The 22,989-nt window shown below is 53.3% G+C and carries 25 protein-coding genes; 2 read left to right on the forward strand and 23 right to left on the reverse strand.

Going from position 1 to position 22,989, the window contains the following annotated elements; genetic code table 11:
* Positions 1-430: 430 nt before the first annotated feature.
* From obgE to radA, 5 genes are read right to left on the reverse strand one after another with little or no spacing between them, the layout of a single operon-like run.
* Positions 431-1,456 carry a GTPase ObgE gene (obgE, locus tag IPI29_10475; protein MBK7412966.1) on the reverse strand — a complete coding sequence of 342 codons (1,026 nt, stop codon included), beginning with the start codon at positions 1,454-1,456 and terminating at the stop codon, positions 431-433.
* On the reverse strand, positions 1,453-2,634 hold the full coding sequence (locus IPI29_10480) for a hypothetical protein (protein MBK7412967.1): 1,182 nt from the start codon (positions 2,632-2,634) through the stop codon (positions 1,453-1,455). Before IPI29_10480 ends, obgE begins: the two co-directional genes overlap by 4 nt.
* 48 nt (positions 2,635-2,682) lie before the next feature.
* Positions 2,683-3,054: a hypothetical protein gene (locus IPI29_10485; GenBank protein MBK7412968.1), complete on the reverse strand. Its 372-nt coding sequence runs from the start codon at positions 3,052-3,054 to the stop codon at positions 2,683-2,685.
* Positions 3,055-3,056: 2 nt separating this feature from the next.
* Entirely contained in the window at positions 3,057-3,665 is a 609-nt protein-coding gene (locus tag IPI29_10490) for a sigma-70 family RNA polymerase sigma factor (GenBank protein MBK7412969.1), read from the reverse strand.
* 39 nt (positions 3,666-3,704) lie between these two features.
* On the reverse strand, positions 3,705-5,069 hold the full coding sequence (gene radA, locus IPI29_10495) for a DNA repair protein RadA (GenBank protein ID MBK7412970.1): 1,365 nt from the start codon (positions 5,067-5,069) through the stop codon (positions 3,705-3,707).
* 17 nt (positions 5,070-5,086) lie between these two features.
* Here radA and IPI29_10500 point away from each other — a divergent pair, with 17 nt between their 5' ends.
* The gene (locus tag IPI29_10500) at positions 5,087-6,034 is read left to right on the forward strand and encodes a squalene/phytoene synthase family protein (protein MBK7412971.1); all 948 of its coding nucleotides are present in this window, start codon (positions 5,087-5,089) and stop codon (positions 6,032-6,034) included.
* On the opposite strand, the gene IPI29_10505 is transcribed toward IPI29_10500, so the two are convergent.
* The 17 genes from IPI29_10505 to IPI29_10585 form a co-directional block, all read right to left on the reverse strand.
* Complete coding sequence (locus tag IPI29_10505) at positions 6,025-6,867, reverse strand: hypothetical protein (GenBank protein ID MBK7412972.1); 843 nt, start codon at positions 6,865-6,867, stop codon at positions 6,025-6,027. The two genes, IPI29_10500 and IPI29_10505, sit on opposite strands and share 10 nt — an antisense overlap.
* A gap of 6 nt (positions 6,868-6,873) precedes the next feature.
* Positions 6,874-8,247, reverse strand: coding sequence for a hypothetical protein (locus IPI29_10510; protein MBK7412973.1), 1,374 nt, complete (start codon positions 8,245-8,247; stop codon positions 6,874-6,876).
* Positions 8,247-8,750, reverse strand: coding sequence for a hypothetical protein (locus tag IPI29_10515; GenBank protein MBK7412974.1), 504 nt, complete (start codon positions 8,748-8,750; stop codon positions 8,247-8,249). The genes IPI29_10510 and IPI29_10515 overlap by 1 nt, the downstream gene beginning before the upstream one ends.
* A 13-nt stretch (positions 8,751-8,763) precedes the next feature.
* A complete protein-coding gene (gene atpG / locus IPI29_10520) occupies positions 8,764-9,645 on the reverse strand; it encodes an ATP synthase F1 subunit gamma (GenBank protein ID MBK7412975.1) in 882 nt (293 codons plus the stop codon).
* 30 nt (positions 9,646-9,675) lie between these two features.
* On the reverse strand, positions 9,676-10,635 hold the full coding sequence (gene rfaD, locus IPI29_10525) for an ADP-glyceromanno-heptose 6-epimerase (protein ID MBK7412976.1): 960 nt from the start codon (positions 10,633-10,635) through the stop codon (positions 9,676-9,678).
* A gap of 10 nt (positions 10,636-10,645) precedes the next feature.
* Complete coding sequence (locus tag IPI29_10530) at positions 10,646-12,199, reverse strand: F0F1 ATP synthase subunit alpha (protein ID MBK7412977.1); 1,554 nt, start codon at positions 12,197-12,199, stop codon at positions 10,646-10,648.
* A gap of 42 nt (positions 12,200-12,241) precedes the next feature.
* Entirely contained in the window at positions 12,242-12,781 is a 540-nt protein-coding gene (atpH, locus tag IPI29_10535; protein ID MBK7412978.1) for an ATP synthase F1 subunit delta, read from the reverse strand.
* A gap of 7 nt (positions 12,782-12,788) precedes the next feature.
* Entirely contained in the window at positions 12,789-13,283 is a 495-nt protein-coding gene (atpF, locus tag IPI29_10540) for a F0F1 ATP synthase subunit B (protein ID MBK7412979.1), read from the reverse strand.
* 165 nt (positions 13,284-13,448) lie between these two features.
* Entirely contained in the window at positions 13,449-13,679 is a 231-nt protein-coding gene (gene atpE, locus IPI29_10545; GenBank protein ID MBK7412980.1) for an ATP synthase F0 subunit C, read from the reverse strand.
* 49 nt (positions 13,680-13,728) lie between these two features.
* Positions 13,729-14,157 carry a F0F1 ATP synthase subunit A gene (locus IPI29_10550; protein ID MBK7412981.1) on the reverse strand — a complete coding sequence of 143 codons (429 nt, stop codon included), beginning with the start codon at positions 14,155-14,157 and terminating at the stop codon, positions 13,729-13,731.
* Positions 14,154-14,762, reverse strand: a complete 609-nt coding sequence (locus tag IPI29_10555; protein MBK7412982.1) for a F0F1 ATP synthase subunit A — start codon at positions 14,760-14,762, stop codon at positions 14,154-14,156. The genes IPI29_10550 and IPI29_10555 overlap by 4 nt, the downstream gene beginning before the upstream one ends.
* Positions 14,759-15,133, reverse strand: a complete 375-nt coding sequence (locus IPI29_10560) for a hypothetical protein (protein MBK7412983.1) — start codon at positions 15,131-15,133, stop codon at positions 14,759-14,761. The genes IPI29_10555 and IPI29_10560 overlap by 4 nt, the downstream gene beginning before the upstream one ends.
* Before the next feature lie 6 nt (positions 15,134-15,139).
* Complete coding sequence (locus IPI29_10565) at positions 15,140-15,391, reverse strand: AtpZ/AtpI family protein (GenBank protein ID MBK7412984.1); 252 nt, start codon at positions 15,389-15,391, stop codon at positions 15,140-15,142.
* A 46-nt stretch (positions 15,392-15,437) separates the two neighbouring features.
* Complete coding sequence (locus tag IPI29_10570; protein ID MBK7412985.1) at positions 15,438-16,796, reverse strand: hypothetical protein; 1,359 nt, start codon at positions 16,794-16,796, stop codon at positions 15,438-15,440.
* A gap of 2 nt (positions 16,797-16,798) precedes the next feature.
* Positions 16,799-17,797, reverse strand: a complete 999-nt coding sequence (locus tag IPI29_10575) for an adenosine kinase (GenBank protein ID MBK7412986.1) — start codon at positions 17,795-17,797, stop codon at positions 16,799-16,801.
* Positions 17,798-17,958: 161 nt separating this feature from the next.
* Positions 17,959-18,972 carry a D-alanine--D-alanine ligase gene (locus tag IPI29_10580; protein MBK7412987.1) on the reverse strand — a complete coding sequence of 338 codons (1,014 nt, stop codon included), beginning with the start codon at positions 18,970-18,972 and terminating at the stop codon, positions 17,959-17,961.
* A complete protein-coding gene (locus IPI29_10585; protein MBK7412988.1) occupies positions 18,969-19,649 on the reverse strand; it encodes a uracil-DNA glycosylase in 681 nt (226 codons plus the stop codon). The genes IPI29_10580 and IPI29_10585 overlap by 4 nt, the downstream gene beginning before the upstream one ends.
* A 121-nt stretch (positions 19,650-19,770) precedes the next feature.
* Here IPI29_10585 and IPI29_10590 point away from each other — a divergent pair, with 121 nt between their 5' ends.
* The gene (locus IPI29_10590; GenBank protein ID MBK7412989.1) at positions 19,771-20,286 is read left to right on the forward strand and encodes a hypothetical protein; all 516 of its coding nucleotides are present in this window, start codon (positions 19,771-19,773) and stop codon (positions 20,284-20,286) included.
* Positions 20,287-20,376: 90 nt separating this feature from the next.
* Here IPI29_10590 and IPI29_10595 read toward each other — a convergent pair whose 3' ends face one another.
* A complete protein-coding gene (locus IPI29_10595; protein ID MBK7412990.1) occupies positions 20,377-22,890 on the reverse strand; it encodes an ATP-dependent Clp protease ATP-binding subunit in 2,514 nt (837 codons plus the stop codon).
* Between the last annotated feature and the right edge of the window lie 99 nt (positions 22,891-22,989).

Genomic DNA, 22,989 nt, shown 5'->3' on the forward strand with positions numbered 1-22,989 from the left:
GTTATTCTTCATAGTTGACGTGGTCTGTTCCCCATTCACAAACACCAATTGGCGCCCGAGGCGCCTTGATTTTTCAGATTGTGCATTGTCGCGTAGAGTCATAATGTCCTTCCGAACCGTTGGATTGAAACGGCACGGCGCACAACACCCCCGTTGCCAGAGGCGTGTACATCGTCGCGAAAATAGGTCGACGGAGCGGTTCCACCAAACACGACTTTGCCACAAAGCATCATATATGCCATGGGACTAGCGTTTTTCGCGAATATGTTCTGCGTCGTCTGAGTCATTGTCTTCGATCAGCGTTGTTTTTATGTGTTGCTACGTGGTTCTACGTAGACAAACCTGTGAAACAGATTCCACACCACCAAGGACATTGGACCAGATCACGGTGGGTCACCCCCCGAAATCCAGCCCACCTTGATGGCAGGAGCTATTCCACAAGCCCCGTGCCAAATTCCTGGGAGTTACGCATATCGTGCACGTATTTCCATAGGTCTTCGATGAGTTCGGTGATGCCTTCTTGAGCAACGGCTGAGATGATCTTTGCCTTGTGCTTCTTTACAAACTTGCCTTTAGCCAGTTCTGCGAGCTCGTCAGGGGTGAGGGTGTCGGCCTTGGTGAGTCTCACAAGCCATGGTTTCTTGAGGAGCGACGCGGAATATTGGCCCAATTCATTACGAAGGGTCTTTAGGTCCTTTTCAGGATCCTCAGACATCACGTCGATCATAAAGAGGAGAACTGCGGTCCGTTCGATGTGACGAAGGAACTGGATCCCAAGCCCCTTGCCCTCATGAGCCCCCTCGATCAGTCCAGGGATGTCAGCAACGGTGAAGCTGCGATACTCACCTGCCCGCACAAGCCCAAGGTTGGGCACCAAGGTTGTGAACGGATAGTCTGCGATCTTGGGCCGCGCTGCCGAGATCGTGGCAATCAGCGTGCTCTTGCCGGCATTTGGGAACCCTACAAGACCAACATCTGCCAAGATCTTGAGTTCGAACTCAATGTCTCGCTCTTCCCCTGGCGTTCCGGGGTCTGACATACGGGGCGCCTGGTTGATCGATGTCACAAACTCGGAGTTGCCCCGACCGCCCATGCCGCCATGGGCAACAGTAACTCGCTGACCCTGCTGGGTTAGGTCGGCGATCTGCTCCTTTGTCACCTTGTCGCGTATCACGGTCCCTACCGGAACACGGATGACCACGTCATCCCCACTCCTGCCTGTACAGTTGCTCTGTCCGCCTCGTGCCCCACTCACGGCCTTGTAGTGCCTGCGGTACGTAAAGTCAAGCAGCGTACCGAGTTGACGGTCGGCCTCGATGATGATGGAGCCACCTTTCCCGCCGTTTCCGCCGTCGGGACCACCCTTGGGGACGTATTTCTCGCGTCGGAATGAGATGTGGCCGGGACCACCATCACCGGCCTTGACGTTGATCCAGGCGGTATCGATAAAGTTCATACAAAGCTCCTGTGCAGGGCCTGGGCAAATTCCATGGCTGCCGTACTGTCCGGCGCCACTCCCTGACGGGCAAAAAATCTGTCGACTACTCCGGCTGCTTCCTTCCACTCGGCACACCTGAGCACGTCGGAAACCACCCGTGAATACAACTCCGCGTCTTTATTGAAGACTTTCTTGATCACCCGTTCCTTTGAGCTGACATCGAGCATGGTTCTGAAACGCTCTTCCCTGCCGGCGTGTACATCCGGGATGTCTGGAACCTCGGGGATCTCGGCCGTTATCTCGGTTTCCACGAGTTCAGGAACCGGCTCTGGTAATGGTTCGGGTACAGGTTCGGGCACTGGTATCGGGTCAGAAGGCGCTGGTGTGATCGCTTCGGGAACGGTCTCTTCGATGTTGGCGATCACGGTATCGATCACGTCAAAGAACTTGAGGCGGGTAAGGGCGCGGAGCTCTTCCCGATACAGCAGGCGCTCCAGAGCTTGGGAGATCGGGACAGCCCCTTTATCATCGAGGAAGATGATCACGGCCTCGGTAGGGACGGATTCAGGTGGTAGGTCGGGGTCCGCCTCCGCAAAGAAGGCATAGATGCCATCGAGCAGGCGGACAAACTCGTCCTGAGACAGATCGAGGATGGCATCGTTGTCCACCTTCTCTACGATCCGCTCGAACTCCACAACGCTGAGGATCTCGTTGGCCGAGGACTCTGCCGGACGTGCCTTGGCCCATTGGCGGATGCCTTCCAGCAGGTAGGTGTTATCTGTGAGGTAGTTGAGCCGGAGAAGGATCTCGTAAAGGGGCTTGGTGGGCTCCCCACGGAAAACGAACCACTTTAGGGTGGTACGCGGCCGTACGAGAAAATTCAGTCGGGTCTTAACAGCAGCATCGATCGTGGCGGTCAGTTCCTCATGATCGAACCTGGCGGACTTGATGTAGAGATCATCGAGTTTGGGGAACATGGCACGCAACGCCTCATTCCCGGTATCGAACCGCGGATTGGACGAACGGATTGCCCTCTCTTCATGGAGCCACCACTCGGCTTCCGCACGGAAATACGCGCGGTAGGCGGGATGAACGTTCTCATTGGCCAAGATGGCCGAGAGGGGGATGCTGGGCTGACGCGTGTCGAGCTGTTGTTTCAGCTGTTTGCGGACACGGTCAAGTTCCTTTTCAAACATGGAATCTGTATCTCTGTGCTAGCACGCAAGATACGACATACCAAGCGCTCAATGCCCAGCTACGCCAAAGCGTGGCTCTTGGGTCTTCTTCTTTCGCAGTTTCTCGTAACGCTTGTCAACCTCCACCGGCACGGGCGGAAGATCATACAGATCCACGGTTGGGGACTCGATCTGGTTCACCGCACGAACTACCGTGATGTTGGGCTGAGATGTCCACCACACCACGCCTCCAAGCAACCCAAGAACTGTTGTGGCAACGATCAGCAACCTATAGACGGCCCCGCCGCTGCGGGCCTTCTTTAACACCTTGTCCTCAAAGGAGACCGGTGTTTCGATCGGCGGCAGTGAAGACAACAACGAACGCAGATAGACAACGCGCTCAAAATCGTCGGGAGGTTGAACTGGGGATAGAGTAGACATCACTATTCCTGCGAGGGAAAGACCTCATTGTAGAGATCGCGTAAGAGTTCCTGAAGCTGTGCACGACCTCGGTTGATACGGCTCTTCACCGTTCCCATCTCCGTTTTCGTGATCTCGGCTATCTCCTCGTAGGTGAGCTGCTGAACATCCCGAAGGATCACCATTTCACGATAGGTAGGAGACACACTCAATAAGGCACGTTGAACATCCTGAACGATCCGTGTTCTATCGACTTGATCATCAGGGCGATATGTTTCATCAGGGATGTCCCAAACTGAATCATCTTCGCCCACACTGAATTCCTCGCTTAGGCTTGTACCGAATCTTCTGCGATATCGCTTCAGCTCCGTACGAGCAAGATTGGATGCGATCGTATACAGCCACGTCGAAAACTTCACTTCGCCAACAAAGGTGTGGCCAAAACGATACAAGCGCACAAACGTCTCCTGCGCAACGTCGACGGCGTCGTCGTAGTTACCCAAGAATCGGTAGGTGTACGTCGTGATAGGCTCCTTATACCGGCGCATGAGTGCAACGAAGGCCGCTTCGTCACCCTCGAGATACCGTTTCAGAAGATCTTCATCAGTGGCGTTATGTCGGACCGACTGCATTGATTCTGCAGTTATACCATTACCTGACATGTTTGTTCCCTATCTGAACAACGCACTGAGTACATGCGACAATCGCTCTACTGGTACGATGTTCTTTGAAGGGGCTTCTGCAGACGTTGGAGCATAGATCTGATCCAGTCCCAACCGCACCGCTTCGCCCACTCTCTGATCAAGATAGGCAACCCTACGTACCTCACCCGTTAAACCTAGTTCCCCAACAAAGGCAACTCCCGAAGGAATAGGTCTATCAGTTACGCTGCTCGCAATGGCTACCGCCACTCCGAGGTCGATCGCAGGGTCTTGCACGGCGATCCCACCAGCCACATTGACAAACACGTCACTCTGACGCACCTGCACGCCCCCTCGCTTCTCAAGAACGGCAAGGATCATCTGGAGTCTCTTCGTATCGTAGCCAGTGCTCACACGCTGCGGAACGCTATATCCGGTTGGGGAGACCAAGGCCTGTACTTCTACGAGGAGTGGACGTGTTCCCTCCATCACAGCTACAACAGCAGTGCCGGGTTCGTCCATACTCCTGTTGGAGAGCAATACTTCACTTGGATTGTGCACCTCACGCAGACCGCTCGAGGTCATGTCGAAGACGCCGATCTCATTCGTTGACCCGTAGCGATTCTTCAATGCACGCAACACGCGATACGAATAGGTGCCTTCACCTTCGAACTGCAACACGGCATCGACCATGTGTTCAAGTACCTTCGGTCCGGCAATGAGGCCATCCTTGGTAACGTGACCGATGATGATGATCGGAATACCACTGCGTTTTGCGATCCGCGTTAGAAGCGACGTACACTCGCGAACCTGAGCCACACTGCCGGCCGATGACTCCATGAGATCGGTCGTGATGGTCTGCACGGAATCCACCACAACAAGCGATGGCGTTGTGTGTTCGATCAAGGCAACGATGCGTTCAACATTCGTTTCTGACGCTACAATGATGCCGTCACTCTTCACACCTAGTCGTTCAGCACGTTGCTTGATCTGATGCAGACTCTCTTCACCAGTCACATACAGACATGCACGGTCAGGTACAAGAGCTCCCGCATGGGCTGCAAGCTGCAACATGAGCGTACTCTTCCCCATTCCCGGATCGCCCCCTACCAGCACGATACTCCCTGGTACGAGTCCGCCTCCTAACACTCGATCGAGCTCATCCATTCCGGTGTGGATGCGGGGCGCTTGATCTGCCATCACACTTGTAAGGGGCGTAGCAGCTCCCGCAACAACATCGATCGATGAACGATTGGATCGCCCCTTACCCTTGGAAGTCTGTGCATCAACTTCTTCGATCATGGATTCCCATGTTCCGCAAGCCGGACAACGGCCAAGCCATTTCGGAGCTACATGTCCGCAGGACGAACAGCGATAGACGGTGCGTATCTTCATTGGTGTTTCGTTTGTGAATCTCAAAGCTAGGGAATGTTCGTCGCGTGAACTCTTCAAACATCTCCATACACGATGCCTACGAAGTGTGTCGCAAGGTCACCTACATCCATGCAAAGACCTTCTACTTCGCATCGCGCTTCATCCCGCTCAATAAACGGAATGCCTGCTATGCGGTGTATGCATTCTGTCGGTACGTAGACGATCTCGTAGATGTGGCAATGGAGCAGGGAAACGTGACGCGGGAAGATGCCGTGCGTCTTGTTTCTCAGTGGAAGGCGGACTTGGACTCCGTCTACGCCCGCTCTCTAACCACTATACCGGACGCAACCGAGCGCAGCGCCATCCTTCTTGCATGGGATGACACACTTACTCGCTTCCACATACCGCGCGGCTTACCTGATGAGCTGATCGAAGGCGTCTTAATGGATACGTCCATCACACGTTTTGATTCCTTCGATGATCTATGGACGTACTGCTACAAGGTAGCATCTGTTGTTGGACTCATGACGTCGGAGATCTTTGGGTATTCGTGCAAAACGGCTCTTCCTCGAGCAGTGGACCTCGGCATCGCTATGCAACTCACGAATATCATCCGCGATGTTGGCGAAGACGCGCAACGGGGTAGGATCTATCTTCCGCAAGAAGACTTGGATCGATACGACGTGAGTGAGGATGACATTCTCAGCCAACGATTCACTCCGAACGTACGATCACTGATACGCAGCTACGTAGAGCGCGCGCATGAATACTACGAAGCGGCGGAACCTGGCATCGCAATGCTTTCCAGCGACAGTCGGATCACGGTGCTGCTGATGAGCAGAAACTATCGACGCATCCTGCGCGTGGTGGAGTCCATGGACTACAACGTGTTCCTACGCAGAGCAAGTACATCGATGTATGAGAAGATCCTCGCCATTCCATCTGCGTACTTAGAGTCGCGCAGAATGCCACGTGTTCACTCGTAGTAGAACACAACGTCCGTAACGTTGAACTGGCCGTATTCAAAGTCCCCCGAGTCAAGATTCCACACGAAGTCAACCTCCGTTGGTATCATCACACCATCGATCTCGCGGTAGTTCCTGCAATGCAGCGTAAACGTTGCTTGTTCGAATCCGCTCTTATGATCGCGATACTTATCACCGGTAACGATTCGGTCTACTTCACCAATATCGTTCACATGGAACGTTGCCTGAACCTGCGTCTCCCCATCCGTGATAACAGCACGAGCAGTTGACGCGTCGATCTCTTCCCAACGCAAGGTGTTGGTTGGCAAGAGTCCGGTTGGCAACCATACAAGTTCGCTCAGGAATCGGAACAGCATTGAGGTATCTGTCTCGGGGCCTTCATACTCTTGCAGCGTGAGCGCTCCAAAGAGCTTCAAATGTCCGTGACCTGTTCCGTGCATGTAGCTGAGTTTTGCCGTGCGCCACCATGCGGCATTGTGTTTCAGAGTGGCGTCCCACACGAATCCTGGTTCCATACCCGACAACACTTCCTTGGCCTTCACAGTGAACCACGGACTGCCCGGGCGATGTCGGAATCGTGCCGTCTGCTGTAACACTGCATACCGGATGTTCGCCTGTCCTTCCTTCAGTGCATAATGCAGATATCTCCGCACCGGCTCCGGAAGTTTACGCGCTAGTTCCGATGAGAAATGCGGAAGGGGCTCCTTCCCAACCGAGTTGATGAGCTTGCGGATCGCACTTGCAACGAAGATGCGTGATACAAGTGCACTGAGTGACACCAAGACCACGATCGTACCGATGGAAGCAAGAAGGATGACGAGGATCTTAGGCATGATTCATCAGGACGTGCGTCCTGCCTCCCACTGCATCAGACTGCGTGATGCACGCTGAAGTAATTCTGTCCCTGCAACATACACGAAGATGAGTGGTATCACCTTAAAGAGTCCGCGGCGCAACGTCTGCTCAACTATCGCCGCACTGAATATCGTCCCCACAAACCAAAGTCCGAGGAAGACAACACCGATCCACATAAGTGGTAGCAATGGTCCTGTCTTGCGAGTTACAACCACATTGCCGACAAAGACCACAGCAAGCAAGAGGAATGAACCCGCCCATAGCCCCTTATCGATAACGACATTTGAGAAGGTGCTTGTGACAACCTGTATGAACCGAGCTCCATCAAAGCCGATAAGTTGTTCCGCCGTAGACGGGCGTACCGGGAGATAGGCATTGAAGAACAGAACATGCCAAATGGCAAAGACGCCAAGAGACGCAACAGCTGCCACCGCTGCATACGTTGCCGCCGAACGCCAAGAGAACGCGCGTGCCACGAATGGAAGAGAGGCAGCAACGCCGATCGCAACGAGCAGGATTGACTCCGTACGAGACCAGCATGCCCCGCAGAGCATGATCACTGACAACCACAACAGGGCTTGTTGATTCTTGGCGATGGCTTGCCAGATCAGAATGGCGCCAATAGCAAAGAATGCGGCGTTGATATGATCCGTCTGAACGAGATAGGAGTACCCCAGCATCTCAGGCGTGAGAATATAGAGGATCCAGAGAATGCCGGCGATGAATGGATGCGCAAGTTCACGTAGCACCGACCATAGAAACCACGCCAGTGCACATGCGACTATTGGGACCCACAGCTGACCATAGGCGAATCCAACAAGGCGGAACATCACCTGCAGCAACATGGCGAATGGGGCGTAGAATGGCTGGTTGGACAGTTGGCCCGCAAGAGAAGGATCAGTGAAGACACGATTGACGATCGTGCCTTCTTCAACCGTCTGACGAGCAACGAGATCGATGCCTGCCATCGCATCGAACGGTGTAACCGGCCAATACCATGCAGCCCATGTAGCGATGAACGCAACATAGAGGGCAACACCAAGCGGTATCATGTCATAGAGCGTGAGCGTCCAGGTCGGCTTCGAGAGGAGTCCGCTATAGAACGCTGAAACATTCTTCCACCACACATGCGGCAGCAATGCAACAACAGCACCGGAGATCAATAGCGTTCCGGTGGACAACGGAATGTTCAGCAGCTCACAACCAAAGAATGCGACCGTATGTAAGAACATGCCCACAAGCAAGGCCAGCGGGATGGACATTGACCTCGGCATGGCAACGCGCAATGCTCCCAGTGTAGCAAGTCCTGCTATCCACTGAAGGCCGATCATCATGAAGAACGGGATGCCGACGTTCATTATCGCCCCTTCCCGTATTCGATCAATAACGAATCGATGTTCGTTTGCCCACCGCGACGTGCGATCCAGATCTGGTTCTCATTGAGCACAACAAAAGCGTTCGCTGATGAACGACGTGTTGAATCCGCCCAGGTAACAATGTTCTGAAAACCAACCATCCAGGTGAAGATCCGCGCGTCGGTCCATATCGCGTTCGATGTCATATATCGTCCGGCATACGACATCGGAGGAAGAAGGACGACGTCCGTTGGACGCATGTGGTTGACGATGTATGTAGGGATCTCCACGTTCGCTACATGTCTCATGAAGAGACGTTCCTTCCACGAACGGATCTTGTTCAGCGAGTCGAGCTTATCTCCATAGAGACCGATACGAGCATCATACGCCGTAGCATACGTATTGAAGCCGTTGAATTCGGCTGATATCAATACTGTAATGATCACCACCATGATGATGGCGAGGATGAGACCACGCAGGGAGAAGATCGGCGGGCGCTCGTTCATTGCAACCTATGGATCAGTTGCCGGACAGTGCCTCGGCACCACCCACGATCTCCAACATTTCCTTGGTGATCGCTGCTTGACGTTCGCGGTTGTAGATGAGTTGCAGAGACTTGATAAGGTCGCGGGCGTTGGTAGTAGCATTCTCCATCGCCATACGACGAGCAGCATGTTCGGCTGCATTGGAATCAAGGAGGGAACGCCACACTTGAAGCTTCACATACATTGGGAGAAGCGTATCAAGGATCTCCGCACGTGTAGGTTCAAAGATGTACTCAACGTTGTGCTGGGACTTGTCAGGCTTCACATCAGGAATGATCGGAAGCAGCTGCATTCTCCGCACTTCTTGGCGCATCACAGTAACGAACTCATTGGACATCAACTCTACCTGATCGAAACGCTGAGCCAGGAATGAATCGGAAACGAGTTCGGCGATATCTACGGCAGTACTGTAGTCGAGCTTCGTGAATACGTCGTTGAACTCACGGACCACGTCCTCCGAGCCCTTACGAGCAGAGTTCACGGCACGCTTTCCAACAGGGATCACGTGAATGGTTGCAGCAGGATGCTCCTTATGCAACTCCGCCATGCGAAGTCCGGCGGCACGCAACAGGTTCGTATTGAACGCACCGCAGAGGCCACGGTCCGACGAGATCACGATGATCGCGATCGATGTAACGGTCTTGCGGGTCTCGAAGAACGGGTGCACGAACTCTGTATCTGCCGACGACAGATTACCAAGGATCTTCTGCACTTGTTTTGCAAAGGGGCGGGCAGCGATGATCGCATCTTGGGCACGACGAAGTTTCGCCGTTGCCACCATGCTCATTGCCTGGGTGATCTTCGACGTATTCTTGACCGAGGTTATGCGGTCGCGTGTTTCACGTAGGGTTGCCATCCGTCTGTTTCCGTTCTAGTCAGTTGGTTTTCACAAATACGGCCAGTCCTTGAGCAAATGCTCTTGGACGTAGTCGGCAACGGTTGATTCAAGGGGACCGAAGTGTACATCAGGCAACGCTCGTTGCATGGTGGACATATCGGCCAGCGTAAAGTTCTGGTACTGTTTCGCGAGACCTTCCGGCATATCCGTATACACGATGTTCGGTTCTCGACCCATGGCAGTGAACACTGCGGTCATGAGGTCATTCCATGTTCGTGCAACACCGGTCCCAAGATTCATGATCCCGTTCACATCAGGCCGTTCCAACAGCGTCATCATCACCTTGCAGACATCTTTCACGTAGACAAAGTCTCGCATCTGTCCGCCGTCTGTATAAGACGGATCGACACTCTTGAATAGGCTCACACTTCCCGATGCATGGATCTGAGATACGGCTTTGAATACCATGCTGGACATACTGCCCTTGTGATATTCATTTGGACCGAACACGTTGAAGAACTTCAAACCAACACAAGAATCTGTGAGGTTCTGTTCTCTGATCCAGCGATCGAACAGATGCTTCGAATACCCATACATGTTCAACGGACGCAGATCCGTTGAGCCGTCTGTATAGCCTCGTGAGCCACTGCCATACGTTGCAGCACTGCTTGCGTAGATGAACCGTGCTCCGCGTTCGATCGCGAATTCCGCGACGTCGATGCTGTAGAGGTAGTTGTTGTCATAGAGGTAGTCCGCATCTGTCTCCGTTGTGGAGGAGCAGGCACCCATATGGACAACAGCCTCAACGTCTTCTACGTCGCCAACGGCCATCATATCCCTGAATTCTTCCTTGCCAACTATGCCAATGAACGTCCGATCAACAAGATTCTTCCACTTGTTCCCGGTACCGAGAGAGTCCACGATCAGAACATCCTCACGTCCTGCGGCATTGAGCGAAGCAAGAAAGCAACTCCCAATGAAACCCGCGCCGCCAGTGAGGACGATCATCGTTGGAACCTTAGACGAGTGCCGCTGCGAAGCGCTCAGTGAAGCTCTTGAGCGTTGCATTGAGATTCGCAACGATCTCGTCTGTAAGGGCCTTCTTCACGCGCAGACCTTCGATGATGTCAGCATGACCGGCATGGACGAACTCAAGGAGTTCCGTCTCATACTTTTTGATGCTCTCCACCGGAAGCTCGTCCATGAAGCCTGTGGAGGCTGCATAGATGACAACGATCTGGTCTTCAACGGGAACAGGCGAATACTGTGGCTGCTTCATCACTTCAAGGAGGCGTGCGCCTCGACGAAGTTGCTGGAGCGTTGTCTTGTCGAGATCGGATCCGAAACGTGCGAATGCTTCAAGAGCACGGAACTGAGCAAGATCCAGCTTCAACGGTCCGGCAACCTTCTTCATGGCCTTGATCTGAGCATTACCGCCCACACGAGACACCGAGATACCCACGTTAAGAGCAGGACGTACACCGGCATTGAAGAGGTTCGGTTCGAGGTAGATCTGACCGTCCGTGATGGAGATCACGTTCGTAGGGATGTAGGCAGATACGTCACCGGCTTGTGTTTCGATCACCGGAAGTGCAGTAAGCGAGCCGCCACCTAGTGCGTCGCTGAGCTTAGCTGCGCGTTCCAGAAGACGTGAGTGGAGATAGAACACGTCACCCGGATACGCCTCGCGTCCTGGTGGACGACGAAGGAGCAGAGATACTTGGCGATACGAAGCAGCTTGCTTGGAGAGATCATCATACACCACGAGTGCGTGGCGACCTGAGTCGCGGAAAAACTCGCCCATCGAGCAACCGCTATACGGTGCGATGAACTGCAATGGTGCAGGGTCAGAAGCAGTGGCGCAGACCACTGTTGTGTACGCCATAGCGCCATATTTCTCGAGTGTGGCCACAACATTGGCTACCGTGGATCCCTTTTGGCCAATGGCTACATAGATGCAATACACAGGCTTGATGCCTTGATCGGCAGCTTCCTTTGTATGTGTGAAGCGCTGATTGATGATCGCATCAAGGGCAACAACCGTCTTTCCTGTTTGGCGGTCTCCGATGATCAACTCACGCTGACCGCGACCGATCGGGATGAGTGCATCGATGGCCTTGATACCCGTTTGAAGCGGTTCGGTCACCGGCTGGCGGTCGATCACACCAAGAGCCTTGCGCTCGATCGGATAGAAAGCGGATTCCTTGATCGGCCCCTTACCGTCGAGTGGTCTTCCCAGCGGGTCAACAACACGTCCGATAAGTCCTTCACCAACAGGCACAGATGCGATCCGGCCCGTACGGCGTGCTTGATCACCTTCCTTGATAAGGGAGTCCTCACCGAACAACACAACACCAACGTTGTCTTCTTCGAGGTTGAGAACCATGCCCATCACACCATTCGGAAACTCAACGAGCTCCGAAGCCATCACGTTGGTGAGGCCGTAGATGCGAGCAACACCGTCGCCCACCTGGAGAACGGTTCCTACTTCATAAATATCGGTCTCCTTTTCGAACCCCGTCAGCTGGCGACGGAGTATCGCAGAGATCTCATCGGGACGTACTTCAGACATCGTTGTGATTCCTTGAGAGTTTGTTCATGTTCGGGGAGAGGGTCACGCGCTGGCCAGTTTTTCCTTCAGCACACTCAATTGGTGCCGAAGAGAGCCGTCCAACACTTCATCGCCAACTCTCACAACAGCACCACCGAGAATGGTGGGATCTACGTCGTAGGTGGCGATAACGGTCTTGTTGAGTCGTTGGGCAATCGTCTTTTCGATTTGTACTCGTTCCGGGTCTGCAAGATCCACGGCCGACGTCACGCGGATGCGTTCGATGTTCTTCACATCATCGAGCATTGCTCCGTATTCCATGACGATCTCGCGCCAGAGATGCCCCCTACCCTTATCGAGGATCAGCATCATGAAATCGAGGGTCAGTGGGTTCAGTTTGGCGCTGAATATATCACGAACGACTTGCTTCTTGACACTCACATCGATAATGGGGCTTCTCAGCATTGCACGAAGATCCTTGGACGAGTCACCAACCTGACCAAAGTACTCCATGTCCTTTGCCACCTCATCTGCGATCTTTCGTTCCACCGCAGTTTCGAGGATGGCCTTTGCATACCGGCGAGCGATTTTCAGTGTTGACATTGTAGGCTCAGTTCTTCGAGAGTTCGTTCACATAACCATCAACGATCCGCTTGTGATCGTCGCCCTGAAGGTTGCGTCCAAGAAGCTTTTCCGTTGCATCAACAACAAGGGTTGATACTTCAGTACGAAGCGCCTTGATCGCATCGTCTTTCTGACGTTCGATCTCACGGGCAGACTCCGCAAGCTTCTGCTGCTTCACAAGTTCTGCCTCATCAGCAGCCTTGCGCACCATAGCTTCTGCTTGCACCTTGCCTTCGCGAACGATGGCCATCATTTCCTGTTGGGCACCGGCGATCTTCTCCTTGCTCTCACGCAAGATGGAGAGTGCCTCGGTGTTTGCCTTGTCGGCATTCGAGATCGCTTCAGCGATAGAATTCTCGCGAGCTTCAAGCCCTTGGCGCATCGGCTTGTAGAAGAACTTCGCAATGATAAAAACGAAGAATCCGAAGTTGATGAGGGTCCAAATGATGAGACCCGGGTTCATCTCTAAGAATGATGGCATGGTTTTTCAGTTACGGAGTTTGAGAGATACGGAGATACGGAGATACGGGGTTACGGGGTTCGTCATCTCGAGCGAAGTCGAGAGACGAAACTCATCGGTCGTAGTTCCCAAACATGTTGAGGACTACGACCGGCCCCGACGTGCGGGGCCGTGTAGTGTCGTCGCTTAGCTCTTGACAGCCAGCAGGATGCAGATAACGCCTGCGAGAAGGGCAACGCCTTCGATCAGAGCCGCACCGATGATCATCGTTGTGCGGATGTCGCCTGCATTTTCAGGTTGACGGCTCGATGCTTCGAGAGCAGCAGCGGCCAAACGGCCGATACCGGTACCAACACCAAAAACCGTAACGCCCACGCCGAGACCGGCAGAGAGCCATGCGAATGCTACTGGATCCATAGTCAAACCTCCTTGAATAGTGATGTGAATTGGTTTCGAAAGAATGACATCAATGTGCGTGAGCGTCTGCATGGTGATGACCATCGTCTTTGACGTGATCACCAAGAGCAAGACCCACGAACACGGACGTCAGCATAGCAAAGATGTATGCTTGAAGGAATGCAACAAGAAGTTCAAGGAGGTAGATGAAGACCGAGAAAGAAACACTTACCGGCGTCACCAACCATGACTTGAAGAAGAAAATGAGTCCTACGAGAGACATCAGCACGATGTGTCCGGCAGTCATGTTCGCGAACAAACGGATCATGAGTGCGAACGGCTTCGTGAACAGCGAGATGATCTCGATCGGCACCATAATCGGGAACATGTACCAAGGAGCGCCACCAAGAAGGTGATGCAGCCATGATTTGATACCGGCATCCTTGATGGCAACGTAGTTCACGAGAACGAACGTGGACAGAGCCAAGGCAGCTGTCACTCGAGTGCACCTGTTGCAGCGTGGCAACCCGGAAGTAGACCAACAAGGTTCAGCGTCAGAACAAAGAAGAAGATCCCAAGAACGAACGGCATGAGTCGATGCGTACGCTTGATCGTTCCAACATTCGGACGGACGATCTCATCACGAACGTAGAGAACCACGGACTCGATCACGTTCTGAATACCCTTTGGCGCTTCGAGCGGCTGCTTGATATATCTGCCGCGAGCGATCGCAAGCAGAATGGTCACGATCGCCATGGCGATCCACTCGTATGCCACGAAGTTCGTGACCGAGAGATCAAGCATTGGCGATCCACCATCAGACACGCGAACGGGATGGCCTGTGTGAAGCGAATACACACCGGCTTCTTCCATCGCGTGTTCGTTGGCGTAGACGTGTAGCCCATTATCAACGAAGATCACCGGCAAGACCGGCAGATGATTGAAGAAGATGTTCAACTCGTGGTGATCACCAAGCGAACCGAGGAGGGTGGTAAAGACCTCACTGCCTTGTGGGCTGGCATGCGGATCTGCGGCGTGTGCCGTAGTGTCATGCGCCCCGTGGCTGGTGCTGTCGTGAAGCGTTTGTGTTGTGTCGTGACTCATGGAGTGCTTATTGCGAACGTCAGGTCAGAGGTTTTTTTTTTAAGTAGGTCTGTCACCGGACGCCTGGTTTGGCGCTTGGCGACCTCGTACGATCGATGAAAAAAAAGGATCTCTCCCAGCAAGAGTACAAAACATGCCACTGCAAATGTGAGAGCGAATCCCACTTGATGCATCTGCACGATGCTGAGAAAGTACCACGCCGCAGCCATCACGAAGATTGATCGGATACCAAGACTACCGAAGACAAGTGCGAGAAAGACGTTCAGGTCCTTGCCAAATGCGGCACGCGAAACAACGTACCCAATAGCTGTGTTCACCACACAGATACCGAGTGCCGTTAGCACACCAACAAGTGGCCCCTTCACATCCACGCGTACTTACTCCCGTTCGTTCTGATCAAGCTTTCGTTGTTTTTCTTCGTCGCCCAGTCGTTGAACCGAGCGTAAGAACTGAACAAGGCCAACAACACTCCCTACCGATGCACCGATGATGAGGATCACCGGTTCCGTTGAGGCAATGGAATCGATCCACCACCCTATTCCGCCAAGCACTATCACCGTGGCCGCCATCTGGGTTCCCAGAAGGAGGTAGGGTGCAGCCTGTCGCATGGCAGAATCAGTAGACTGCATTATTGAGCCGAGTTGAAATGGCGCGCAAAAATAGGTCGATATGGGGCTAAAAACCCAATTCTCGCAGTGCATTTAGCACTGCATCCGTGTAGATGTTGGATGTTTCGCCATACCACTTCCCCTCGGGCACGAATCTGATGGCTCCGTAGGTTGAGGGATTAAGGGGCTGAATAGGACTTGTGGCTACGACAGTTGTCTCATCGATTCGGAATTCGTTGTCAACGTCGTAGAGGGCGATCGTACACCCCAACTCGGTCAAACTGCGCTCGTCAATTGGAGCCTTTTCGTACCCAAGGAGTACAAAAGGAACTCGGACCTTGACGACGTAACCGTCTACGCGGGGCGCAGTTACCACTCGAACGAGTTGCACGGCTTCTTCCTGGGCAGGGTCGAGTTCATCGGTGGTTTTGACCTTGATACTTGGTCTGCGATCGGCAAAATCACCGATGCGAACGGAGAAGGCGAACAGGCCAGAATCGCTGCTTGACCGAACAACAAGTTTGTTCCGATCGACCTTTGAGATGTACCGATTGCCCCCTACTTCCTGGGCCGGGGTCACATCCAACCAAATATCAAGTTTATCTGCGGCGCAGGTGTCGCACCACCCGGTAATGATGCTGGAATCTCGAACGGCGATGCGGAAATACAGAAAATCGTCATCGTATACCACTCGCGCACGGAATGATGCATCCTCCTCACCTTGCCACCAGAAGGCTCCATTCACAACGTTTCGAACAGCTCCGATCCCTACTTCAGGGACGAAACCTGCAAAGACCTGCCGGCCTCTGCTGTAACAGGGAATGGTTAGGTACTCTGCCGCAAAGGCCGGATCACCCTCGGAGGTGAGGAATCTCTCGCGCGTCTCGAGGGTCTTATAGGATCGGAATGTTTCGTGACCGAACGATTCGATACGGTCGCTCACAAACTCGTCAACGAGGATCACACTTCCCTCTGCAAACCGATATCCGCGGATGGTCCAATCCTCTGCCCTGCGCTTCTGGGTAACGTACGCCGTTACCTCCTTGATGACCACGCCGATCTCGAGCGGGAGATCGATGTACTGCAATGGCATCTTCGAGATGTTTACAAGGAAGCCCTCATTGTCAACGAAAAGATAGACCACACACTCACGTTTTCGAGTGCCGAGGATATTCACGGACATGGCAAGATCGTAGAAGCCATCTCCGCTGAAATCACCAACGTCCCATCCCCAGATCCGGTACTGGGAGCCTTGTGGCATTGATGACCGAACGTCCGCGATAAGGTCTTCAGCAAAGTATGGATCGATCTTACGGGCGAACTCATCAAACTCCATCCCAGACTGCGCTGAGAGAGAGAGGGGGCTTGCCATGGTTATAGCAAACACACTGAGAACAGAGGCAAGAATGATCGGCAGAGATTTCACGTTCAAATGGTATCGGCTGAAGAGAGGACGATGTCCCTCACTTCGATATGGTCTGCCTTAAGCCGTGCACCATATTGAGCAACGACCTGTGCAGACGCATACGATGCCAACCTACCGGCATGTTCCGGATGATGGCGATGAAGCACACCATAGAGGAAGGCACCGGCATACATGTCTCCGGCACCGGTGGTATCAACGGAGGTAACCTTATAGGCCGGCACTTCAACATCGAGTCCATTCCACCGTACCCGAGATCCATGGGGTCCGGCCGTCAGAACAACATTCGGATACCGATCGATCAACTCGCGGTATGCTTCGTCCACAGTCTCTGTGCCGGCAAGAGAGGTCCCCTCGCGTTCATTGCAGAAGACGAGGTCCGCATTCTTGAGAACACTGCGCAGCCTATCTCCGAATACATCAATGATGAATCCGTCAGAGCAGCTCACAGCAACGTTTGTACCGTGCTTACGCGCATAGAACATCGCAAGGTCCACTGCCTCAGCACCGTTGTCATCGGTGAGTTTGTAGCCTTCTACATAGATCCACTCGCTCGCCTTGATCAGGTCTTCGCTGATGTTATTGCGAGAGAACTCGGTATTCACTGCAAGAGTGGTATTCAAAGTCCGCTCACTGTCTGGCGTAATGAGAACCAGGCACGATCCCGTGCTTGCCCCCTTCACCTGTTCAGCAGCAAGAACGATTCCCAGGTCCTTGAACTCCGAAGCGTAGAAGTCACCGAATCGATCTGCACCAAGTAAGGAGCTGTAGGCACCACTTCCGCCGAATTGGGCGAACGCAATGATGGTGTTTGCGGCCGATCCACCACTGCAATGATGCGCTTCCCGGTCACCCAGGGCCGTGATCATCTCTTGCTGACGAGCGGTGTCTGTTAATGTCATCGCGCCCTTTGTCACTCCGAACTGTTGAAGCTCGGCATCGGTAACGCGGTATTCGAGGTCTACAAGGGCATTTCCAACCCCTGTGAGAAGGATGTTTTTCACAGTGCGAAAATAGCTATTCCTGAATAGCGAATTCAGAATAGCGAATAGCGAATTCAAGATTCGTTCTCTTGATGTTACCTCTCTGAACTCAGAACTCGCTATCCGCTATTCTGAATTCGCTATTCGCTATTCGCTATTCGCTATTCGCTATTCGCCATTCGCTATTCCGAAAGGCGTATAATCTCCTCGCACAATTCCCCGAACTCAATTCCGGCGGCACGGGCGGCCATGGGGACTAGGCTTGTCTCGGTGAAGCCAGGGATGGTATTCACTTCCAGGCAGTAGGGGATGTTGTCTTCGGTCAGACGGAAGTCGATGCGGCTGTAGGCGCGACACCCAAGGATGTGGTGGGCAGCTACTGCGAGATTCTGGACGTGATCCTGAACTTCCTCTGACAGGTCTGCGGGGCAATGGTACTCTGTCTTGCCCTTGGTGTACTTGTTCGCGTAGTCGTAGTACCCTTCCTTCGGCTCGATCTCGATGATCGGCAAGGCTTCGTTCCCCAGTACGGCAACAGTCAGCTCTCGACCCGGGATATACCGCTCCACAAGGATCGATCGTGTGAACTGTCCGGCAAGCCGAATGGCAGCGGCCAGATCGTCCTCGGTCACGCGATGGAGGATCGTCATCCCGACAGTAGATCCCTGGTCATTTGGCTTTACGACCATAGGGCCGTTGATCTCCTTGATCACCTCGCCGAGCAGATCGCTATCGTCAGCTTGCTCCGGCGTTACACTCACCCAATAGGGGGTTGGAATCCCCGCAACTTGGAACAACATCTTGGATAGCCCCTTATCCATAGCGGCTGCACTGGCAAGCATTGTGCTCCCGGTGTAGGGAATACCGCGCAGATCGAGGAGGGACTGTACATAGCCGTCTTCGCCGTATTGCCCGTGTAACAGGAGGAAGACGAGGTCGATGTTGTTGAACTGGTCAGAAGTAATACACTCCATCAATCGGATCGGACTGAAGGACGCTAACTCGTCGGATGTGACCTCGCGAGCGGTAGCTGCCTGAAGCTCATCATCGGTCACTATGCCGTTTGCACCGCGGGCAGGGTCGATCGCCACAACGGTATGACCACGGCCCCTCAACGCAGACACAGCTGCACGACCACTGAGGAAGGAGATGTTTCGCTCGGGACTAAGCCCGCCAAGGAGAACGGCTATGTTCATGGTGCATCATATAGGTTTCGAAGAAGCTTCACGTCTTCCCATGCGAGCTTCTTCCATTCTGGATTTCTGAGAAGGGCTGCAGGATGATAGGTCACGAGCATGCGAATGCCTTGATAATCGTGGATCTTCCCGCGCAGGTTCGTCATTGATTCTTTGTTTTTCAACAAGGTGTTGGCTGCTGTAAGACCCAATGCAAGGATCAGCTTTGGTTTCACGAGCTCGATCTGTTTCCAGAGATACGGCTCGCACTGGTCCGTCTCCATTACAAGGGGCTTACGGTTATTGGGTGGACGGCACTTGAGGATGTTGCAAATGTAGACCTCATCCCGACCAAGTTCGATGGCTTCGAGGATCTTTGTGAGCAGCTGTCCGGCCCGCCCAACGAATGGCAGCCCCTGCTCATCCTCATCTGCCCCAGGTGCCTCACCAACGATCATGATATCAGCGTTCTCATTCCCACTGCCGAACACAAAGGAGTTTCGTGTGTGTCCAAGGGGGCACTCTAGACACGTGTGGATCTGGTCATGCAAGGATGCAAGCGAGCCCGCAGATCGCCAAGCTGAGGGATTTGATCGAATGGGCATTGGTTCAGCCTCTACGAATTGCGGTATTTCTTGACCTATGCGTTCCGTCATGACAGTTTCTGCAGGAACGACGTACATTTCGGTGCCGTACATCTGTATCTGTTGTTTGAGATACCGGACGAGTATTTCTTGTTGCGTAGACACAGCGCGAAGATACCGGTTCATGGCGTTAGGTTGTCCACGATTCACTCATTCACCTTGAAGGGATATTCACATGAACATTGTTTCGCGCCTTCTTTCGATGGTATTGATCGCTGCATCCGTCATCGCGGTGTCCTGCTCCAGCAGCGACAGTCCAAGTGACCCGAACACCTCTTCAGGAGAAACGTTTACATTCACAAAGAGTGGCGGTCTCACCGGCAACTCGAACTACTCGTCGTACACTCTTGCAAGCTTCAGCACAGAGAACAACGTCACATATGTCCTCGGGTCCGACGTAGCCGTTACAACGGGTCCATCGGCCAATATGGTCGTTATCACCGTACCGGGGAAGACCACAGGCACGTACGCACTTGGCGATAGTGAGTGCACTCTCACGATGTTCGCAAACTCCGTCCCCTACCTCGCTACATCCGGTACTGTTGTGGTTTCCTCGTTCGGAGCCGTGGGTTCACAGATCAAGGGCACATTCTCCGGCACAATGGTCAGCGCAACGGGCGGAGCCGGTGTGACCATCACGAACGGCGTCTTCGACGTCAAACGTGATGCCGATGACCTATACACAGAGTAAACTCTCTCTCCTTCGCTATTGAACCATAAACGAAAAAGCCTCTCCCGTTCATTCGGGAGAGGCTTTGTTTCTTGTAGCGATGTTTGAGTCTCACTCCTCGTGAGCTTCGGCCTCTTCGGGTTCCTCTTGGGTGTCACCGCCCTTTGACTTGCCTGCGGTGAAGACAAGGAGCCCCGTTTTTTTATCGAGCTTGCCCTTGATTATAGCCCCATCCGTGAAGTGACCTCTGAGGAGTTCTTCTGCAACCGGATCTTCAACGAAACGCTGGATCGTTCGGCGAAGGGGGCGAGCACCATACTTCTCATCAAAACCCTTGTCTGCGAGATACTCTTTAGCAGACTTCGCAAGTTCAATGGAAATGCTACGAGACTCGAGTCGCTTGAGAACACGTTTCAGCTGCAGATCGATGATCTTGTACATGTGCTCCTTCTTGAGGGAACGGAAGATCACATACTCATCGATACGGTTGATGAATTCAGGATTGAAGAGACGTTTCATCGTTTCTTCGACCGTGGACTTCATGTTTTCATAGTCATCCTCAACGGCGTCCGTGGTGAAACCGATCTTTCCACCGGCTTTCACGTCTCGCATACCAACGTTCGAGGTCATGATGATGATGGTGTTCTTGAAGTCAACGCGCCTGCCAAGACCATCGGTCAATTGGCCATCGTCAAAGACCTGCAGGAGGATATTGAAGACATCAGGGTGCGCCTTTTCGATCTCATCGAGCAGGATGATGGAGTATGGCTTGCGCCGCACTTTTTCCGTGAGTTGTCCGCCCTCTTCATACCCAACGTATCCCGGAGGAGCACCAACAAGTCTGGAGACGGAGAACTTCTCCATGTACTCGGACATATCGATGCGGATGAGAGCATCTTCGCTGTCAAACATGTACCGAGAAAGTGCCTTGGCCAATTCCGTCTTTCCAACTCCTGTTGGTCCGAGGAACATAAATGAACCGATCGGACGATTTGGATCCTTAAGTCCGGCACGAGCTCTGCGGATGGCCTTTGCAAGGTGCTCCACAGCTTCGTCCTGACCGATCACCTGCGTCTTGAGTTCTTCGGCCATCTTCAAGAGTTTGGCGGTCTCCCCTTCTGCGATTCGGTTCACAGGGATCCCGGTGATCATGGCAATCACGTCGGCAACATCATCTTCCGTTACATCAAAGACAACATCTCCAGCCTTATTCTCCCAATCTTCCTTTGCGAGCTCAAGATCAGCTTGATGCTTCTTCTCGAGGTCGCGGAGACGAGCGGCTTCTTCAAAGTTCTGAGACTTCACAACGCTGTTCTTTAACACGCGTACTTCTTCGATCTTCTCTTCGAGTTCCAGTACCTCTTTCGGTACATGGATGTGCGCCAGGTGTACACGTGCGCCAGACTCGTCCATTACATCAAGAGCCTTATCCGGCAGGAAACGGTCTGTGATATACCGGTCTGCCATAAGTACACATGCCTTAACTGCCTCATCAGAGTACCGCACGCCATGATGCTTCTCGTACCGATCCTTCACATTTGTAAGGATCTGTACAGCCTCATCTGGAGTAGGGGGCTCAACGATGATCTTCTGGAACCGCCGGTCAAGCGCTCCGTCCTTCTCGATGTACTGGCGGTACTCATCAAGCGTGGTGGCACCGATACATTGGATGTCACCTCTGGCCAGGGCCGGTTTGAACATGTTTGATGCGTCGAGAGAGCCACTGGCGCCCCCTGCCCCAACGATGGTATGCAACTCATCGATGAAGAGGATCACGTCCTTTGCTTTCTCGAGTTCGTTCATCACGGCTTTCATGCGCTCTTCGAACTGGCCGCGGTACTTCGTGCCTGCCACAAGAGCAGCAAGGTCAAGAGTGACGATACGCTTGTCAAAGAGAACCCGTGAGACCTTGCGGTCGATGATGCGTAAGGCAAGACCTTCAACGATAGCTGTCTTGCCAACACCCGGTTCACCGATGAGGACGGGGTTGTTCTTTTTTCGACGTGAAAGGACCTGAGCCACCCGCTGAATCTCCTTCTCACGGCCGATGACCGGATCGAGTTTACCTTCGAGAGCTAGCTTTGTAAGATCCCGACCAAAGTTGTCTAACACGGGTGTTTTGGCCCGTTCCGGTGCGGATTTTGCGCGACCGGCACCCTTTTCTGGGCGCTGAGGACCAGAGCTCGGCTTCCCGCTGAGGTAGGCATCGAGTTCCTTGCGCACTGCATCGTAATTCACTGAAAACTGGCCTAGGATCTGGGCGGCGATGTTATCCTCGTCTCGCAAAAGCGATAGTAGAAGATGCTCTGTGCCGATCACGTCAGATTTGTAGAGCTTGGCCTCGAGATACGTGATCTTGAGTACCTTTTCAGCCTGCTTGGTAAGCGGGATATTCCCGATCGTTAGAGGTCCACTCATGGACCGTACGGTATCTTCAACCGCACGTTTGAGCTTACTGAGGTCTACGCCAAGGTTGCGAAGGATCTTTACCCCAATACCTTCGCCTTCGCGAATGATACCGAGGAGCAAATGCTCCGTACCGATGTAGTCATGTCCGAGTCTCAACGCTTCTTCCCGGCTTAGCCGGATAACGTCTTGAACACGGTTGGAAAAGTTGCCTTCCATGGCGGATGTCCTTGGAACGTGATCTGTTCCTCTTAAAGACGAACACCGCGGTGTTCTGTTACTTTTTGCCCGAGAAATATACTGCCGCTGACCCTCGCC

The sequence above is a fragment of the Ignavibacteria bacterium genome (genome assembly GCA_016707005.1).
Taxonomy (GTDB): domain Bacteria; phylum Bacteroidota; class Ignavibacteria; order Kapaibacteriales; family Kapaibacteriaceae; genus UBA10438.